The 15,428-nt window shown below is 73.1% G+C and carries 11 protein-coding genes; 6 read left to right on the plus strand and 5 right to left on the minus strand.

All coding sequences use genetic code 11. The features are described from left to right. A partial coding sequence (locus Q0967_RS12795) for a PKD domain-containing protein (RefSeq protein WP_299450363.1) occupies positions 1-3,226 on the minus strand: 3,226 nt, incomplete at its 3' end. A gap of 250 nt (positions 3,227-3,476) precedes the next feature. Between Q0967_RS12795 and Q0967_RS12800 the strand changes: the two genes are divergently transcribed. Next, positions 3,477-5,354 (plus strand): hypothetical protein, encoded by a 1,878-nt coding sequence (locus Q0967_RS12800; RefSeq protein WP_299450366.1) that lies wholly within the window; start codon positions 3,477-3,479, stop codon positions 5,352-5,354. A 20-nt stretch (positions 5,355-5,374) separates the two neighbouring features. Further along, complete coding sequence (locus Q0967_RS12805) at positions 5,375-6,118, plus strand: winged helix-turn-helix domain-containing protein (RefSeq protein WP_299450369.1); 744 nt, start codon at positions 5,375-5,377, stop codon at positions 6,116-6,118. A gap of 14 nt (positions 6,119-6,132) precedes the next feature. On the opposite strand, the gene Q0967_RS12810 is transcribed toward Q0967_RS12805, so the two are convergent. Then, complete coding sequence (locus Q0967_RS12810) at positions 6,133-7,065, minus strand: NADP-dependent oxidoreductase (RefSeq protein ID WP_299450372.1); 933 nt, start codon at positions 7,063-7,065, stop codon at positions 6,133-6,135. Positions 7,066-7,232: 167 nt separating this feature from the next. On the opposite strand from Q0967_RS12810, the gene leuE reads away from it, so the two are divergent. Then, the gene (leuE, locus tag Q0967_RS12815; RefSeq protein WP_299450375.1) at positions 7,233-7,883 is read left to right on the plus strand and encodes a leucine efflux protein LeuE; all 651 of its coding nucleotides are present in this window, start codon (positions 7,233-7,235) and stop codon (positions 7,881-7,883) included. Here leuE and Q0967_RS12820 read toward each other — a convergent pair. Together Q0967_RS12820 and Q0967_RS12825 are read right to left on the minus strand one after the other, a co-directional pair. Beyond that, positions 7,858-9,159 (minus strand): sodium:proton antiporter, encoded by a 1,302-nt coding sequence (locus tag Q0967_RS12820; RefSeq protein ID WP_299450377.1) that lies wholly within the window; start codon positions 9,157-9,159, stop codon positions 7,858-7,860. The two genes, leuE and Q0967_RS12820, sit on opposite strands and share 26 nt — an antisense overlap. A 6-nt stretch (positions 9,160-9,165) precedes the next feature. Then, positions 9,166-9,660, minus strand: a complete 495-nt coding sequence (locus tag Q0967_RS12825) for an Lrp/AsnC family transcriptional regulator (RefSeq protein ID WP_298749800.1) — start codon at positions 9,658-9,660, stop codon at positions 9,166-9,168. Between the two features lie 107 nt (positions 9,661-9,767). Here Q0967_RS12825 and pdhA point away from each other — a divergent pair, with 107 nt between their 5' ends. Genes pdhA through Q0967_RS12840 form a run of 3 tightly spaced genes read left to right on the plus strand, consistent with a single transcriptional unit; the run spans position 9,768 to position 13,542 of the window. Continuing rightward, positions 9,768-10,895 carry a pyruvate dehydrogenase (acetyl-transferring) E1 component subunit alpha gene (gene pdhA / locus Q0967_RS12830; RefSeq protein ID WP_299450380.1) on the plus strand — a complete coding sequence of 376 codons (1,128 nt, stop codon included), beginning with the start codon at positions 9,768-9,770 and terminating at the stop codon, positions 10,893-10,895. After that, entirely contained in the window at positions 10,892-11,911 is a 1,020-nt protein-coding gene (locus Q0967_RS12835) for an alpha-ketoacid dehydrogenase subunit beta (RefSeq protein ID WP_299450383.1), read from the plus strand. Before pdhA ends, Q0967_RS12835 begins: the two co-directional genes overlap by 4 nt. Further along, the gene (locus tag Q0967_RS12840) at positions 11,908-13,542 is read left to right on the plus strand and encodes a dihydrolipoamide acetyltransferase family protein (protein ID WP_299450386.1); all 1,635 of its coding nucleotides are present in this window, start codon (positions 11,908-11,910) and stop codon (positions 13,540-13,542) included. Before Q0967_RS12835 ends, Q0967_RS12840 begins: the two co-directional genes overlap by 4 nt. A gap of 19 nt (positions 13,543-13,561) precedes the next feature. On the opposite strand, the gene Q0967_RS12845 is transcribed toward Q0967_RS12840, so the two are convergent. After that, positions 13,562-15,427 (minus strand): cell wall-binding repeat-containing protein, encoded by a 1,866-nt coding sequence (locus Q0967_RS12845; protein ID WP_299450389.1) that lies wholly within the window; start codon positions 15,425-15,427, stop codon positions 13,562-13,564. Position 15,428: the final 1 nt, after the last annotated feature.

Raw genomic sequence — 15,428 nt, forward strand, 5'->3', positions numbered from 1 at the left:
CCGACGCCGCCGGCGACCCGTCACCGAAGTCCCACGACCACGCCACCACCGAGTCACCACCATCAGGGTCCGAGGACTCCGACCCGTCGAAGGCACACTCCAACAGATCACACACCGGCTCACCGACCACCGCCACCGGCGGCTGGTTGGCGAGGACGTCGATGTCGACCTCCGCGGTGTCGGTCGCCCCGAACTCGTCCTCGACGGTCAGGGTCACCGTGTAGCTCCCCTCCGCGGAGAACTCGTGGGAGACCTGCGGACCCGTCTGCTCGGGCGACCCGTCGCCGAAGTTCCACGAGTAGGACACGATCGAGTCGTCGGGATCCGAGGATGCGGACCCGTCGAAGCTGCACTCCAGGCGGTCGCACACCGGCTCGGCGATCTCGGCCGTCGGGCCCTCGTTGGCGACGACGTCCACCTCGGAGGTCGAGGCTCCGATGGCTCCCCTGTTGTCCGTCACCGTCAGGGAGACGGTGTAGCTGCCTTCGTCGAAGGTGTGCGTCGGAGCGACGTCGGTGGACGTCGTACCGTCACCGAAGTCCCACAGGTAGTCGACGATCTCCCCGTCGGCATCCGTGCTCGCGGACCCGTCGAAGCTGCACTCCAGACGGTCGCAGCTGACGTCGAAGACCGCGGTCGGAACCTCGTTGGGGGCGGGCGCCGGGCCGTCGGCGAGGAAGGCCGCACGTCCACGCCAGTCCATGTCGTCGATGTCCGGTCCGCTCACGACCACCGGTGCGCCGACGACGGTGCCGTCATCCCACCCGATCCGCGAGAGCGAACCCGTGGCGCGGTTGACGAAGTAGAGGTTCTCGGCTGCCTCGTCGAGGAAGATGCCGCCGAGGTTGGCCGGCGCGAAGCCGGGCACCTCGACCACCTGCTGGCGAAGGACACCGCTGTCGGGGGAGAACCCGCGCGAGTAGATGCGGTTCTGGCCGCTGCGCGTGTAGTACAGGCGCCCGTCGTCGTACGCCATGCCGGTGAGGCTGGGGATCTGGCTGTAGAACGAGGGCACCGTGCCCCGGAAGGTCTGGCCCGAGCCGGTCTCGATGCCGCTCCAGTAGGGGTCGTTGTAGGGGTCGATCTGCTCGGCCGCACCGTAGGTCGACCCGTCGAAGGAACGGCGGACGAAGCCACCGGCCGACGTCCCGTAGAACAGCTCACCGTCGATGACGACGGCACCCCTGACCTCGGCCCAGTCCACGTCGCCCTCCGGCGCCGGCTCGACCGGGTTGGTGACCTGCGCCCCGCCGTACCAGACGCGGCTCAGGTCGGACGCCTCGGGCTGCGGCTCGCCGTCCGGTGCGACCTCGGCGATCTCGATGGCGTTCACCAGGGGGTTCTCGGTGCGGTGCAGCCACTGCAGGTCGATGGTCCCGTCCGAGGTGACCTCGAAGGACTTCATGGTGCCCACCCCGTCACCGACGTCCGCAGCGATGTCGTAGGTGTCGAGGACGGGGTTGCCCTCGAGGGTCACGTCGAAGTTGCGCTGCCCGGGCTGGGTGGTGCAGGTGCATCGGTTCGCGAAGTAGAGCCGGACGACGACCTCTTCACCCGCGGGCACCGGGAAGGCCCAGGCCATCTCACCGCCGTCGTTCCGCGAGCCGGGGTCCCAGCGCTCGGTGTCGAAGAGCTGCACCGGCGTCCCCGCAGGAACGCTGCCGTCGAGGGCGGCGGAGGGGCTCCACCCGGCGGCGTTGCTCCCGCTGTTGCGCAGGGGGTTGGTCGTGCCGTTGTCGGCCGACCAGCTCATCCCGCCATCTCCCGCGGCCACCTCCGGTCCACCGGCGTTGACGCGGTAGAGCACGTCTCCGACGGCGGCCGCCGGTTGCGGGCTGGCCAGGTACACGTTGGACGGGAGCGAGCCGGTGGAGCCCTCGCCGAGGGGCGAGCCACCAGCGAGCGGGAAGAAGGCCAGCCGGGGTCGGCGGTAGCGGTAGTGCCCGATCTGCTCCGTGTCGCTGCCCACCCAGAGACCGTCCTCGGTGACCACGACGCTCTGGGCCCCCACACCCCGAGGGCTGCGCCCTGGGTTCCACGCGATCGGCACTCCGGTGGTCATGTCCAGTCCGCCCAGTCCGGGTCGAGGGACGGCACCCGGCGCCGGGAAGTCACGGCCACCGGCGTTGTTGTGCCAGCGCTGGTGGCCACCCGTGTAGACGGCAGCCCCGCTGGGCGTGGCGCTGTACAGCGTGTCGCCGCCCGTGTCGTCGATCCAGGTCGGCTGCACGGACTGCCCGCTGTCCGCGATGTCCCAGCGGGTCGCCGTGTCGCACAGCGACCCCGGGAACGGACCGCCGGTCGTGGCGACGGTGAAGAACGACCCGTCCGGCGAGGGCTCCACGTCACGGACGTAGGTGTCGAAGGCGTTGGTGGCGCACCCGGGGGCGTACCGGTCGGTCCGCCAGTCCTCCCGCACGGCCGCCTGCTGACCGGTGAGGTCGATGAGCACCATCTGACGCCGCTCCAGCCCGTCCGCCTTGCGGAAGTTGCCGATGACCGCCATCTGGGTGGCCTGCGGGTTCACCGCGATGGCCTTCGCACCGACCGGCGCCTGGGCCTGGCCAGGCTGCCCGGTGTAGTTGTGGTTCTCCGTCAGCGCGACCTGCAGGAAGTTCTCCCTCGCCCCGGTGGTGGCGTTGAGGGTCACCAGACCCCGGTGCGACTGTCCGCCGACGGTCGTGAACACCCCGCCGACGTAGAGACGGTTCCCGACGAGGGACAGGTCGTTCACCGCACCGTTCATGGGCGGGGAGACGAAGCTGGAGATGATCTGCCCGGAGGCGAGGTCCATGAGGACGACCTTGCGGTTCACCCCGTTGACCCCCTGGAAGGTCCCCCCGATGTACGCCGTCCCCGGGGTCGGGCCTGCTTCGACGGCTCGCACCTGTCCGTTCACGCTGGGCGCGAAGCTCGTGTTGATGGCGCCGTTGGTGGCGTTGAAGGCGAAGACGTTCGACCTCGCCAGCACCGGGCTCCCGCCGGCCGGTGCGACCTGCGAGAAGCTGCCCCCCACGGCGACCCAGTTGCCGCTCTGCGCGATGTCGAGCGTCTGCCCGTCGAGGATCTGGGGCGTCCACGGGGCCGGCACCTCGGACACGATGCGGTCGTGCACGGGCAGCGGGTCGACGATCGGGTCCTCGAGGGGGAGCTGCACCGCGGGCACGCCCTGGGAACCGGGCGGGGGGGCCGCCGATGCCGGCAGGGCCACGAAGACACTGAACATCAGGACGCATGCCGACAAGAGCGACGTCAGCTGGACACGACGACGCGCCGGGGTGGTGAACACCATGGGATTGGCCTAACTCGAACATCTTCGCGCCTGTGTAGCGAAGAACCCTGAGAAGCAGTATGCACGCTGCGGCCGCTGTTGACCAGACCCGATCTTGACCTTTTCTTGACCTTCTCTTTACTCTGCTGCAAGGCTCGCCATTGTCTCGTCCCGGTCGAGGCACGGCCTCACGGAGAGGATCTCGATGGGGGCACTGACCAGTCCACGGGTACCGCGCCGCTCGGTGCTGCTGTCGGGCACGGGCGGACTGCTGCTCGCAGGGGTGGTGGGATGTCGCCCGGCGACCACCGCTCCGGACGACCAGGCCGCGACGACCACCGCCGCGTCGGCCGCCCCTGAGCCCGCACCGGTGATGTCGGCGCTGCACGTGCACTCGAGCTTCAGCGAGGGCGCCGGCAGCATGCACGCCCAGCTCGAGCAGGCGGCCGCCCTGGGCGTCCAGGCCCTGTGGTGGACCGACCATGACTGGCGGATGAACGCCCGGGGCTACCTGGACCGCCTGTCACCCGGTGATCTCGCCGGGGACCGGGTGGCCTGGGAGGTCGACGGCAGCGCTGCAGGACCGGGGGGTTCGCACGCCGTCGTCCAGGAGACATCCGGCCGCGCCGCCTCGGCGAGCCCCGTCCTCCAGCTCGAGGCCCGCGCCGAGGGCAGACGGCGTGTGGAGCATCGGCTGCAGGCCCGGTCGGAGCGCTCGCTCTACAGCACCAGCCTGCACGGCCAGCGGTGGACGCTGGCCGTGCATCTCGAGGAGCGCGTGGATCGAGCCTTCCTGGCGGTGGATCTCCTGACCTCCTGGCGACCCGTTCTGGAGCAGCGCTCACCCGGCCCCTACCGGCTCTCCTACCGTTTCAGCGACCATCGCGAGGGTATCCAGGTGGTCGACCACGTGGCGGAGGTCTACATCCGCGTTCCCGTCGGGGCCTGGCAGGAGGTCGTCATCGACCCGGCCCGTGACCTCACGGCGGCCTGGCCGGAGATCGACGGTCGTGACGCCTCGTGCACCCAGCTCTCCGTCGCCGCCCTCGCGTGGGGCTCCGGTGCCGTCCGGGGCGCCGTGGGCGACATGGAGATCGCGCGCACCCACGTCGAGGGCCAGGAACCGGCGGCGACGCAGCGTGACGTGATGACGGCGTACGCAGCGCAGTTCCCTGACGTGCGCCAGATGCAGGGGGTGGAGCTGTCGGTGACGACACCGCACATCTGCTGGTACGGATCCCGCATCCGCCTCCCCGACGAGGACGACGGCGATCCCACGACCCTGGTCCCCGAGATCCGGAGCACGGGCGGGGTGGCCGTCTACGCCCATCCCTTCGGGGTGGCAGGGGGCACCTTGCCGCGGACCGACCAGGAGTCGCTCGTCGCGGCTCGGGCGGCTGACCTGGTCGACACCGGGGCGCACGGTTGCGCCGCCCTGGAGGTCGGCTACCGCCAGCGTGGTGGTGCCGACCTGGACAGCCACGAGCGCCTGTGGGACGAGTGCTCGCGTCGTGGCCTCTTCCTGACGGGCCTGGGGGTCAGCGACAACCACTCAGGGATGAACTGGGCGACGCAGACGAACAACTTCGTCACCTGGCTGTGGTCCGTCACGGCAGAGCAGGACGACCTCCTGGCCGCGCTCCTGCGGGGACAGGCGTTCTTCGGTGACCCCACCCTCTTCACCGGCCGGCTCGACATCCGCTGTGGTGACGACTGCCGCATGGGGCAGGTCGCCGTCGCCGGGAGCGGGTCGACGCGCGTCCGCCTGGTGGCCACGAACCTCCCCCCGCAGTCGAGGCTGGAGCTCGTCCGGGTCGACATGGACGCCTCGGGCCGCGGGAGCGCGACCGAGACGGCGGTCGTCGACCAGTTCGTGCCGGAGGACCTCGGTGCCGGCGAGGTGGAGGTCGACGTCTCGACGGGCACGGACTGCTTCGTCCGGACCCGGGTCCGTCAGGCCTCGGGCGAGGTCGTCGCCCTGTCCAACCCCGTGTGGCTCCTCGAACGACCCCGCGACTACACCGTCCCGTCCGCCCGCCTGCCCGGCGCCACGGCCCAGGGCCGGGAGCGCCCATGGTGGTGATGGCCTCGGACGTGGCACGCATGAACGTCGATGCCTCGGTCTGGCTGATCCCCGTGGGTGCTGGACCTGTCGAGGTGCGGCGCAGCCGCGACCTGCTCCGACGTCGCGCCCGGGCTGAGCTCATCGACCTCGAGGCGCTGCGCAGGCTCCTGGACCACCGACGGCCCAGGGCGGCGATCGTGCTCGGAGGGCCGGTCTCGGCCGCCCTCCTCGACGCACAGCGATGGCTCGACGAGTTCAGGGTGGCCACGCTGGTGGTGGTCGACGACCTCACGCCCCACTTCGAGGCGACCCTGCTCGAGCGAGGCGCGCAGGACGTCGTGAGCTCCTCCACCGCGGCACGCATCCTCGCCGCCCGTTTCGAGGCCCTGCTCCGCAATGCCAGCGGGTGGCTCGTGGAGCCCGGACCGGCCGCCATGCGCCTGCACATCGACCCCGAGTCGCGCTCGGTCCGCCTGGGCACGCAGCACGTGGATCTCACGCGCGCCGAGTTCGACCTGCTCCTGACGCTGACCAGACGCCCCGGGGTCGTGGTGACCCGGGACACCTTGGTCATCGACCTCCAGGACCACACCATCAGCCCCAGAGCCCTGGAGTCGCGGGTCAGCCGACTGCGCCAGAAGCTGCGCCGCCACGGCGCCGGGGAGATGGTGGAGACCGTCCGCAGCGTCGGCTACCGCTTCAACCCCGAGGGCACGTCGGGCCCACCGGACACACGTCCGGGCCTCGGCGACGGGCACCGCCGAGCCCCGTCGCCGTCCTGACGGGGGCCGTCGTCTCAGATCCGTACGGCGATCTTGCCGCCCGGGCTGCCCTCCTGGGAGAGACGGTGCGCGTCGGCGATCTGGTCGAGGTCGAATGTCGCGGCGACGGTGACGCGCAGCTCCCCGCGGTCGACCAGGTCGGCGAGCGCGTCGAGGTGCGCGCGCTCGGGCCGGACGAAGACGTAGTGCCCGCCGATCTGGCCCATCTGCTCGGCGTCGATGACCGAGGCGACCCGGGCGGTGTCCTTCACCTGCGCGGAGATGTCCGCCATGGCGTCGCCGCCGATCAGGTCGAGGACAGCGTCCACAGGTCCGCCGACGGTGCCGAGCTGCTCGCCGACCGGCCCGGCGCCGTGGTCGAGCACGTGGGTCGCGCCGAGGTCGCGCACGAGGTCGTGGTTCGCCGGTGAGGCGGTGCCGATGACCTTGGCGCCCAGGGAGCGGGCGATCTGGACGGCGAACTGGCCGACGCCGCCGGACGCCGCGTGCACGAGCACGCGGTCACCCTCGCCCACGGCGAGGGCCTCGGTCAGCGCCTGGTATGCCGTGAGCCCGGCGAGCGGCACCGACGCCGCCTCCTCGAAGCTCAGTCCGGCGGGCTTGAGCGACACCGTCCGCTCGGGTGCGGGCACCAGCTCCGCGGCCGTACCGGCGAAGACGTCGTCGCGGCGGACGTAGCCCCATACCTCGTCACCGACCTGCAGCCCGGTGCGCACGGCCGGGCCCACGGCCTCGACCACGCCGGCGACGTCCCAGCCCGGGACGATCGGCAGGTGGTGGGGGAAGGCGCCCTGGAGGTAGCCCTCGCGGACCTTCCAGTCCACCGGATTGACGCTGGTCGCCCGGGCCCGCACGAGGACGGTGTCGGGGCCGACCGGCGGGTCCGGCCGCTCACCGACGGTGAGGACCTCGGGGCCGCCGTAGGTGTCGTAGCTGGCTGCGCGCATGACCATCTCCTCCTGGGATCGAGGGTGCCCGGACCGGGCTCGGGGAGGTCAACACCACAGGCTCCTCGCTATTCCGCCGAGGGACGCCCGGGGCCGGGTCAGACCCATGACACGGGCCGGAGGTCCGGGACTTTCCGTGGGGGCCACGCCGGCCCTACGCTGGTCCTGTGCTCCTGGGGATCCCTGACTACGGGACGTTCTTCGTCGCCGCCCTGCTCATCGTCCTGCTGCCCGGTCCGAACTCGATGTTCGTGCTCTCCGAGGCGGCCCGCAGCGGGGTCCGCCGCGGCTGGGCGGCCGCCCTGGGCGTCTTCGTCGGTGACTCGGTGCTCATGGGCCTCACCTTCCTGGGGGCCGCGTCGCTGCTCCGCGGCAACCCGGTGGTCTTCAGCGTGGTGAAGTACCTCGGCGCCGCCTACCTCGCCTGGATCGGGCTGCGCCTCGTGCGCGCCGGGCTGGCCGCGCTGCGTCGCCCCACCCGCGCCGAGGCCGCACCGGCCGACGCGCCGACGCGCCGCGGCGGCTCCTTCACGACCGCCCTCGTGCTCAGCCTGCTCAACCCCAAGGCGATCCTCTTCTTCGTGGCCTTCTTCGTGCAGTTCCTCCGCCCGGACTCCGCCCGGCCGCTGGCCGACTTCCTCGTGCTGGCGGCGACGATGCAGGTGCTGAGCATGCTCTACCTCGGGGCGCTCATCGTCGCCGGCACCGCCCTGGCCCGCGGCTTCCGGCAGCACCGTCGCACCGCCGGCGGGCTCACCGGCGCCGTGGGCGCCGTCTTCGTCGGCTTCGGCGTCAAGCTCGCCGCCACCTCGCTCTGAGGCCGCCGTCCGGGCCCTGGGGGCTCACCCGTGCCGGTGCGCGCGCGCCAGCCGCAGCGGCAGGTGGCTGGTATGCCGGTGCTCGGGGCGCTCCCTCGACGCTCGCGCCGTAGCGTCGGCTGACCCAGGCCGCGCTCAGCCCGTGGAGGTAGACGCTCAGCAGGATGGTCCAGCCGGCGACGACGAAGATCTCCTCGCTCATCGGCAGCCCCGCGGTCGTGACGACGAGGACGGCGTAGACGATCGAGGCCAGGCCACGAGGGCCCGCCCAGCCGACGTAGAGCACCGTCGCCGCGCTCACCCCGCTGCCGAGCAGCGCCAGCGCGGTGGCCAGCATCCGCACGACCAGCAGGGACGCCAGGGCGTAGACGACGTAGCGCCACTCCAGGTCGGCGAGGATGTCGCCGACGATGGCCACCCCGAAGAGCAGGAAGGTGAGCAGGGCCAGCAGCTGGCCCTCGGACCGGGCGAAGGTCGTCGTGTGCTCCAGCACCGGCCGTGCGGTGGCCCCGACGACGATCCCGGCGACGAAGGCGGCCACGAAGCCGTTGCCGCCGAGGACCTCCGCCGCGGAGTAGGCGGCGCCGGCCACGGCGACCACCCCCAGCCGCAGCGAGGCCGCGGTGGTCCAGGACCGGTCGTGGGCCCAGCTCAGCAGACGGCCGCCCAGCCAGCCGCTGAGGCCGCCGACGAGGAAGCCGAGCCCGACGATCTGCACGAGGAGCACGGCGTAGTCGGACAGGGAGCCGGTCCGGTCCAGCGCCACGTCGATGAGGATGACGACGAACGGCACCGCGAGCCCGTCGTTGAGCCCGCTCTCCACGTTGAGCGTCTGGCGGATGCGGCTCGGCACCGAGGGGCTCTCGACGAAGGACTGGCCCAGGGCCGCGTCGGTGGGGGCCAGGGTGGCGGCCAGGACCGCCAGCGCGACGAGCGGCAGGCCCGGCAGCAGCAGCCACCCCGCCCCGGTCCCGATGAGCACGGCGGCCGGCAGCCCGACGAGGAGCAGCCGCAGCGCCATGCTGTGCTCGCGGAGGACCGTCCGCAGGTCGAGCCGGGAGGCGTCGGTGAAGAGGACGACGACGAGGGTGGCCTCCGCGAGGACGCTGACCAGCTCGTCGCGGGGGTCGAGGCGCACGACGTCCAGCAGCGCCGGCCCGAGCAGGATCCCCGCCGTGGTGAAGATCATCGGCATGGTGACGGGGGTGCCGCCGAGGCGGCCGGCCAGGACGCTGAACGCCAGCACGGCCAGGGCCACCACGAGGATGTCGGTCATCTCGCCTCAGCGCTCCCACTCGTCGAAGACCAGCCAGGTACGGGTGGCCCGCACGCCGGGGACGCCCTGGATCCGCCCCAGGACCACGTCCCGCAGCTCGTGGTTGTCCCGCGCCCGCACCTCCACGAGCATGTCGAACTCCGCCCCCACCAGCGCTACCTTCTCGACCCCGGGCAGCGTCTCGAGCGCGTCCAGCACCTCGCGCCACGCCCCCTGCTCGATCGAGACCGACACGTAGGCCGCGGTCGCCAGGCCGAGCTTGTCGGCGTCGACGCGGGCGGCATACCCCGTGATCACCTTCTCGCGGTGCAACCGCTCGAGCCGGGAGTATGCCGTCGCCCGGCTGATGTGCACCCGTTCGGCGAGGGCGCGGACCGAGAGCCGGCCGTCGCGCCGCAGCTCGGCGACGATGGCGTGGTCGGTCTCGTCCAGGGGTGCGGCAACCTGTCCGGCCCCCCTCCGGAGGACCGGACCGCTCTCGGACGAACGGTCTTCTGCCATGCCGACATCCTGCCACCCGTCCAGGATCTGCGCTTGATGTCGTCAGAGTGTGCGCTGGCGCGGGACGATGACCCCTAGACGTCTACGTGAGGACCGAGGACTCGACGATGAGTGACATCACCGAACTGCTCCCCTGCCCCGCACCGGTGCAGCTGCTCGCCGCCGACGGCACCGCCGTCGACCCGGGCGAGCAGGCCCTTGCCCGCGGATACGCCATGCCGGTCCCCGAGGACCTCCTCGCCGTCTGGCGCGGCATGGTCGTCGGCCGCCGCTTCGACGCCCAGGCGACGGCGCTCACCAAGCAGGGCCGCCTGGCCGTCTACCCCAGCTCGCGCGGGCAGGACGCCTGTCAGGTCGCGCCGGTCCTGGCGCTGGCCGAGCAGGACTGGCTCTTCCCGACCTACCGCGACTCCATGGCGCTGGTCACCCACGGCATCGACCCGGTCGAGGTGCTCACCCTGCTGCGCGGCGACTGGCACTGCGGCTACGACCCGCGGGCCACCCGGACCGCGCCCCAGTGCACCCCGCTGGCCACCCAGGCGGTCCACGCCGCCGGCGCGGCGCACGGCCTGACCCGCCGCGGCAGCGACGGTCTCGCGCTGTGCCTCATCGGCGACGGCGCGACCAGCGAGGGGGACTTCCACGAGGGCCTCAACTTCGCCGCGGTCTTCGAGGCCCCGGCGGTCTTCCTCGTCCAGAACAACAAGTACGCGATCTCGGTGCCGCTGGCCAAGCAGACCAAGGCCCCGGCCCTGGCCTACAAGGGCGTCGGCTACGGCGTGCGCAGCGAGCAGGTCGACGGCAACGACCCCGCCGCGATGCTGGCGGTCATGCGGCAGGCCTACGCGCACGCCCGGTCCGGGCACGGTCCGGTGCTCGTCGAAGCGCACACCTACCGCATGGAGGCGCACACCAACGCCGACGACGCCACCCGCTACCGCACCGCCGACGAGGTCGACGAGTGGACCGGGCAGGACCCGATCGTCCGGCTCCAGGCATACCTCGTCCAGGAGGGGCACCTCGACGACGCGCGCATCCAGGAGGTCCGCGACGAGGCCGACGCGCTGGCCGCCGACCTGCGCACCCGGATGAACGCCGAGCCGACGGTCGAGCCGCTCGAGCTCTTCGACCACGTCTACGCCCGGCCGACGCCGCAGCTGCTCGAGCAGCGCGAGATGGTCCGCAGCGAGCTGGACAGCCACGTCACCCAGCAGGAGATGGAGAGCGCGCGATGAGCCCGACCACCTACGCCAAGGCCCTCAACACGGCCCTGCGCGACGCGCTCACCGAGGACCCGGACGTGCTCGTCCTCGGCGAGGACGTCGGTGCGCTGGGTGGGGTCTTCCGCATCACCGACGGCCTCACCCGGGACTTCGGCGAGGACCGCTGCGTCGACACCCCCCTGGCCGAGGCCGGGATCGCCGGCTTCGCGGTGGGCCTGGCCATGCAGGGTTTCCGCCCGGTCGTCGAGATGCAGTTCGACGCCTTCGGCTACCCCGCGTTCGAGCAGGTGGTCTCGCACATCGCCAAGATGCGCAACCGCACCCGCGGCGCGCTGCCGATGCCCATCACCATCCGGATCCCGTATGCCGGGGGCATCGGTGGCGTCGAGCACCACTGCGACTCCTCGGAGGGCTACTACGTCCACACGCCGGGGCTGCACGTCGTCACCCCCGCGACGCCGGCCGACGCCTACTCCCTGCTGCGCGAGGCCATCGCCTCCGACGACCCGGTGGTCTTCATGGAGCCCAAGAGCCAGTACTACGCCAAGGCCGAGCTCGAGCTGCCCACCCGCACCGAGCCCATCGGTCAGGCCGTGGTGCGTCGTGAAGGCACCGACGTCACCCTCGTCACCTACGGGCCGCAGGTCGCGGCCGCGCTCAAGGCCGCCGAGGTCGCGGCCGCGGAGGAGGACTGGGACGTGGAGGTCGTCGACCTGCGCTCCCTCGTGCCCTTCGACGACGCCACCGTCGAGGCGTCGGTGCGGCGGACCGGGCGGGCCGTCGTGCTCGCCGAGGCGCAGGGCTTCGCCGGCATGGGCGCCGAGATCGCGGCCCGGGTGCAGGAGCGCTGCTTCCACAGCCTGGCCGCGCCCGTCCTGCGGGTCACCGGGCTCGACATCCCCTACCCGCCCCCCAAGCTCGAGCACACCCACCTGCCCGGGATCGACCGGATCCTCGACACCATCGCCCGGCTGCAGTGGGACGACGAGCCGGACCTCACCCACGCCCCTCAGGAGGTGTCGGCATGACGCAGGTCTTCCGGTTACCGGACCTCGGCGAGGGCCTCACCGAGGCGGAGATCGTCGAGTGGCACGTCGCCGCCGGTGACGAGGTCGGCGTCGACCAGGAGGTCGTCACCGTCGAGACCGCGAAGGCCGCCGTGTCGGTGCCCTGCCCGTATGCCGGCACCGTCGCCCGGGTGCACGCCGAGGCCGGCCAGGTCCTGCCCGTCGGCGAGCCGCTCATCACCATCGGCGCGCCGGGCGAGTCCGGAGCCGACCGGTCGGGCGCGACCGGCGCGGACGCGACCGGCGCCGGGGGCGGGGCCGGGGCCGGGGGCGGGGCCGGGGCCGGGGCCGGGGGCGGGGCCGGGGCCGGGGCCGGGGGCGGGGCCGGGGCCGGGGCCGGGGCCGGGGCCGGGGCCGGGGGCGAGCAGTACCGCGAGGAGGAGCAGGCGGGCGCCCGCCCCGCCGGGGAGGGCGTGGACGGCGAGGGCGAGGACCAGCCGGAGCGTCCCCTCATCGGCTACGGCGCGGGTGACGGCCCGGCCCGCCGGACGGGCGGCCGCCGCCGGCGTGGCCGCACCACCACGTCCGCTACCGCCCCCACCACCCCACCGAGCACCGCGAATGGTTCCCCCACCACCCCACCGAGCGCCGAGAGTGGTTCCCCCACCACCCCACCGAGCGCCGAGAGTGGTTCCTCCACCACCCCACCGAGCGCCGAGAGTGGTTCCTCCACCACCCCACCGAGCACCGCGAATGGTGGCCGTGCGGTGCGGGTCATCTCCCCCCTGGTGCGGCACCTGGCCCGCGAGCACGGCGTCGACCTGACCGCGGTGACCCCCGGCCCGACCGGGGTCGTCCGCCGGGCGGACCTGGAGGTATACCTCTCCTCCCGGACGGACCACCCGGCCGGCGATCCCAGCCCTGCCGCGGCACAGCCCGGTGCGCCCCGCCGCTCGCCGGGTGACACGCGCATCCCCATCCAGGGGGTGCAGCGGCTCATGGTCGAGCGGCTGTCCACCTCGCGGCGCGAGATCCCGGACGCCACCACCTGGGTCGACGTCGACGCCACCCGGCTGATGAAGGCCAAGGACGCCCTCAAGGCCGCGCGGCCCGACGCCGGGATCGGCGTGCTGCCCCTCTTGGCCCGGATCACCGTGGCGGGCCTCCGGGCCTACCCGGCGCTCAACTCCTCGGTCGACACCGAGGCCGGGGAGATCGTCCACCACGGCGCGGTGCACCTCGGTTTCGCCGCGCAGAGCCCGCGCGGGCTCGTCGTGCCGGTCGTGCACGACGCGCACGCGATGACGACGACCGAGCTGGCCGCCGCGCTGCGCGAGCTCACCCTCAAGGCGCGGGACGGCAAGGTCTCCCCGGCCGAGCTGACCGGCGGCACCTTCACGCTGAACAACTACGGCGTCTTCGGGGTGGACGGCTCGACGCCGATCATCAACCACCCCGAGGCCGCGATGCTGGGCGTGGGGCGCATCGTCGACAAGCCGTGGGCGCACCGGGGCAAGGTCAAGGTCCGCAAGGTCACCCAGCTGTCCTTCACCTTCGACCACCGGGTGTGCGACGGCGGCACGGCGGGCGGCTTCCTGCGGTTCGTCGCCGACTGCGTCGAGCAGCCGGCCGCCCTGCTCGCCGACCTCTGAGAGGGGCGGCGCCCTCCGGTCAGGAGGTCAGCCGCAGTAGCGTCCGCCGGACGTCCTCACCGACCGCACCGGCACCGCCGGTGAGCACGACGCGCTCGGGCCCGATGCGCTCCAGCGCCTCGCGCGTCGCGGTGGGGACCCGGTCGGGCGCCGTCAGCAGCACCGAGCCGCCCCGGGCGGCCGCGACGGGTCCGGCCGCGAGCGCGTCGGCGAAGGCCACCCCGGACCCGACGTGCAGCACCTCGGCACCCCGCCCGGCGAGCAGCGCGGCGGTGGCGTAGCGGTCGCTGCCCCCGATCCGCTCGACGCTGCTGCCCAGGTCTTTCAGGTCCTCCTCGACCGTGCTCGCCACGGCCCCCTCGCCACCGACGACGACGATCCTGGCCGGGTCCAGCTCGCGCAGCGCCGCGGCGGTGGCCTCCGGGACCTCCGTCTGACGCACCAGCAGGATCGGCGCGCCCTGCTGCCCCGCCCGGCCCGCGGCCGCGAGGGCGTCCGGGAAGCCCGCGCCGGTCGCGACGACGACGATGCCCCGCTCCTGCACCGGCTCGACAAGGGCGAGCGCTGCCGCGGTCTCGTGCCGGTCGCGGCCCGACACCCGGTCCACCGGGGCCAGCTCGGCGACCTGTTCCACGACCGTCTCGGGGACGGCGTCCTCGCCACCGACCACCACGACCTCGCTCGGGGCCAGCCGCAGCAGCGCCTCGCGGGTCGCGGAGGGCAGCGCCGGGCCGCCGGTGAGCAGCACCGCCTCGCCGCGGGCGCCGGCCTTGGCCGCCGCGGCGAGGGCGTCCGGGAAGTCGCGTCCGCTGGTGAGGAAGACCCGGCCACCGGGCTCGACGTCGCGGGTCAGGAGGGCGGCGGTGGCATACCGGTCCGCGCCGCCCACCCGGTCGACGGAGGGCCGGTATGACGCCACCCCGGCCTCGTGCAGACGCTGGTGCAGCGGGTCGGTCAGGGTGGCGGTGTAGGTCGGGACGAGGTGGGAGCCGCTGCCGTAGAGCTGGGCGCGGCCGACCACGGCGGCGCACCGCGGGCTGAGGTAGGTCGTGGGGCACACCCAGTCGCGCAGGTCGACGAACATCGCGCCAGGCACCCGGTCGGCCGCCTCGCGTATCGACGGGTTGCCGCTGCGCGACTCCCGCAGCGACACCGCGCAGGACCTCAGGTCGCCCCCGTCCGCCAGGGTCTCGGCGACGCAGGCCGAGGGGTTGCCGTCGCTGGGGACCGGTGAGTCCCACAGCCCTACGACCTGCTCCACCCCGAGCTCCTCGCGCAGCCACGTCCAGGTGCGCTCGTAGCCCTCCGGGACCTCGCGTCGCATCCCCCCGGTGATGACGAGGTCGGGCCGGTGGTCCTCCAGGTGCCCGCGGAGGACGGCCTTGTAGTCGTCGCACTCCGGGTAGGTCGGCTCCGGCTCGTCGACGAAGGAGCAGGCGAGCTTGGTGTACATCCGCAGCCGCCAGCCCTCGCGCAGCGCGATCTCCTCCAGGGCCGGGAAGTACTGACCCACCTTGGAGGAGCCGAGGACAGCCACCTCCACCTCGCCGTCGGGGTCGCCGTAGACGCAGCCGGGGGCCACCTCCGTGCCGCGGCGTCCGACGTGGCAGCCGTCGGCGTAGTAGGAGGGGTACATCCGGGTCACGGCGCTCAGCGGCGGCGTCATGGGGTGGACCGGTGCGGCCTGCGTCAGGTCGGAGAGCTCCAGCGACGGCTCGCTCCATCCCTCGTCCCGCAGCGCCCGGGCGCCCAGGTCGTCCTCGTCGCCGGTCAGGGCTGTCGCGGGCAGCGCGGTGAGCGCCAGCACGCCTCCGAGCAGGGCGGCGAGGCCGGCGCGCCGGGTGGCGCCACGGCCGTGGCGCCGTGCGCGGGGTCGGGGGAACACG

Origin of the sequence: uncultured Serinicoccus sp. (assembly GCF_947500995.1) — a bacterium.
Classification (GTDB): domain Bacteria; phylum Actinomycetota; class Actinomycetes; order Actinomycetales; family Dermatophilaceae; genus Ornithinicoccus.

Excerpts from the sequence above, each read along its gene's own strand:
- pdhA (WP_299450380.1), top strand. The coding sequence starts at position 9,768 with ATGAGTGACATCACCGAACTGCTCCCCTGCCCCGCACCGGTGCAGCTG.
- Q0967_RS12840 (WP_299450386.1), top strand. The coding sequence starts at position 11,908 with ATGACGCAGGTCTTCCGGTTACCGGACCTCGGCGAGGGCCTCACCGAG.
- Q0967_RS12800 (WP_299450366.1), top strand. The coding sequence starts at position 3,477 with ATGGGGGCACTGACCAGTCCACGGGTACCGCGCCGCTCGGTGCTGCTG.
- Q0967_RS12805 (WP_299450369.1), top strand. The coding sequence starts at position 5,375 with ATGAACGTCGATGCCTCGGTCTGGCTGATCCCCGTGGGTGCTGGACCT.
- Q0967_RS12825 (WP_298749800.1), bottom strand. The coding sequence starts at position 9,660 with ATGGCAGAAGACCGTTCGTCCGAGAGCGGTCCGGTCCTCCGGAGGGGG.
- Q0967_RS12835 (WP_299450383.1), top strand. The coding sequence starts at position 10,892 with ATGAGCCCGACCACCTACGCCAAGGCCCTCAACACGGCCCTGCGCGAC.
- Q0967_RS12820 (WP_299450377.1), bottom strand. The coding sequence starts at position 9,159 with ATGACCGACATCCTCGTGGTGGCCCTGGCCGTGCTGGCGTTCAGCGTC.
- Q0967_RS12810 (WP_299450372.1), bottom strand. The coding sequence starts at position 7,065 with ATGCGCGCAGCCAGCTACGACACCTACGGCGGCCCCGAGGTCCTCACC.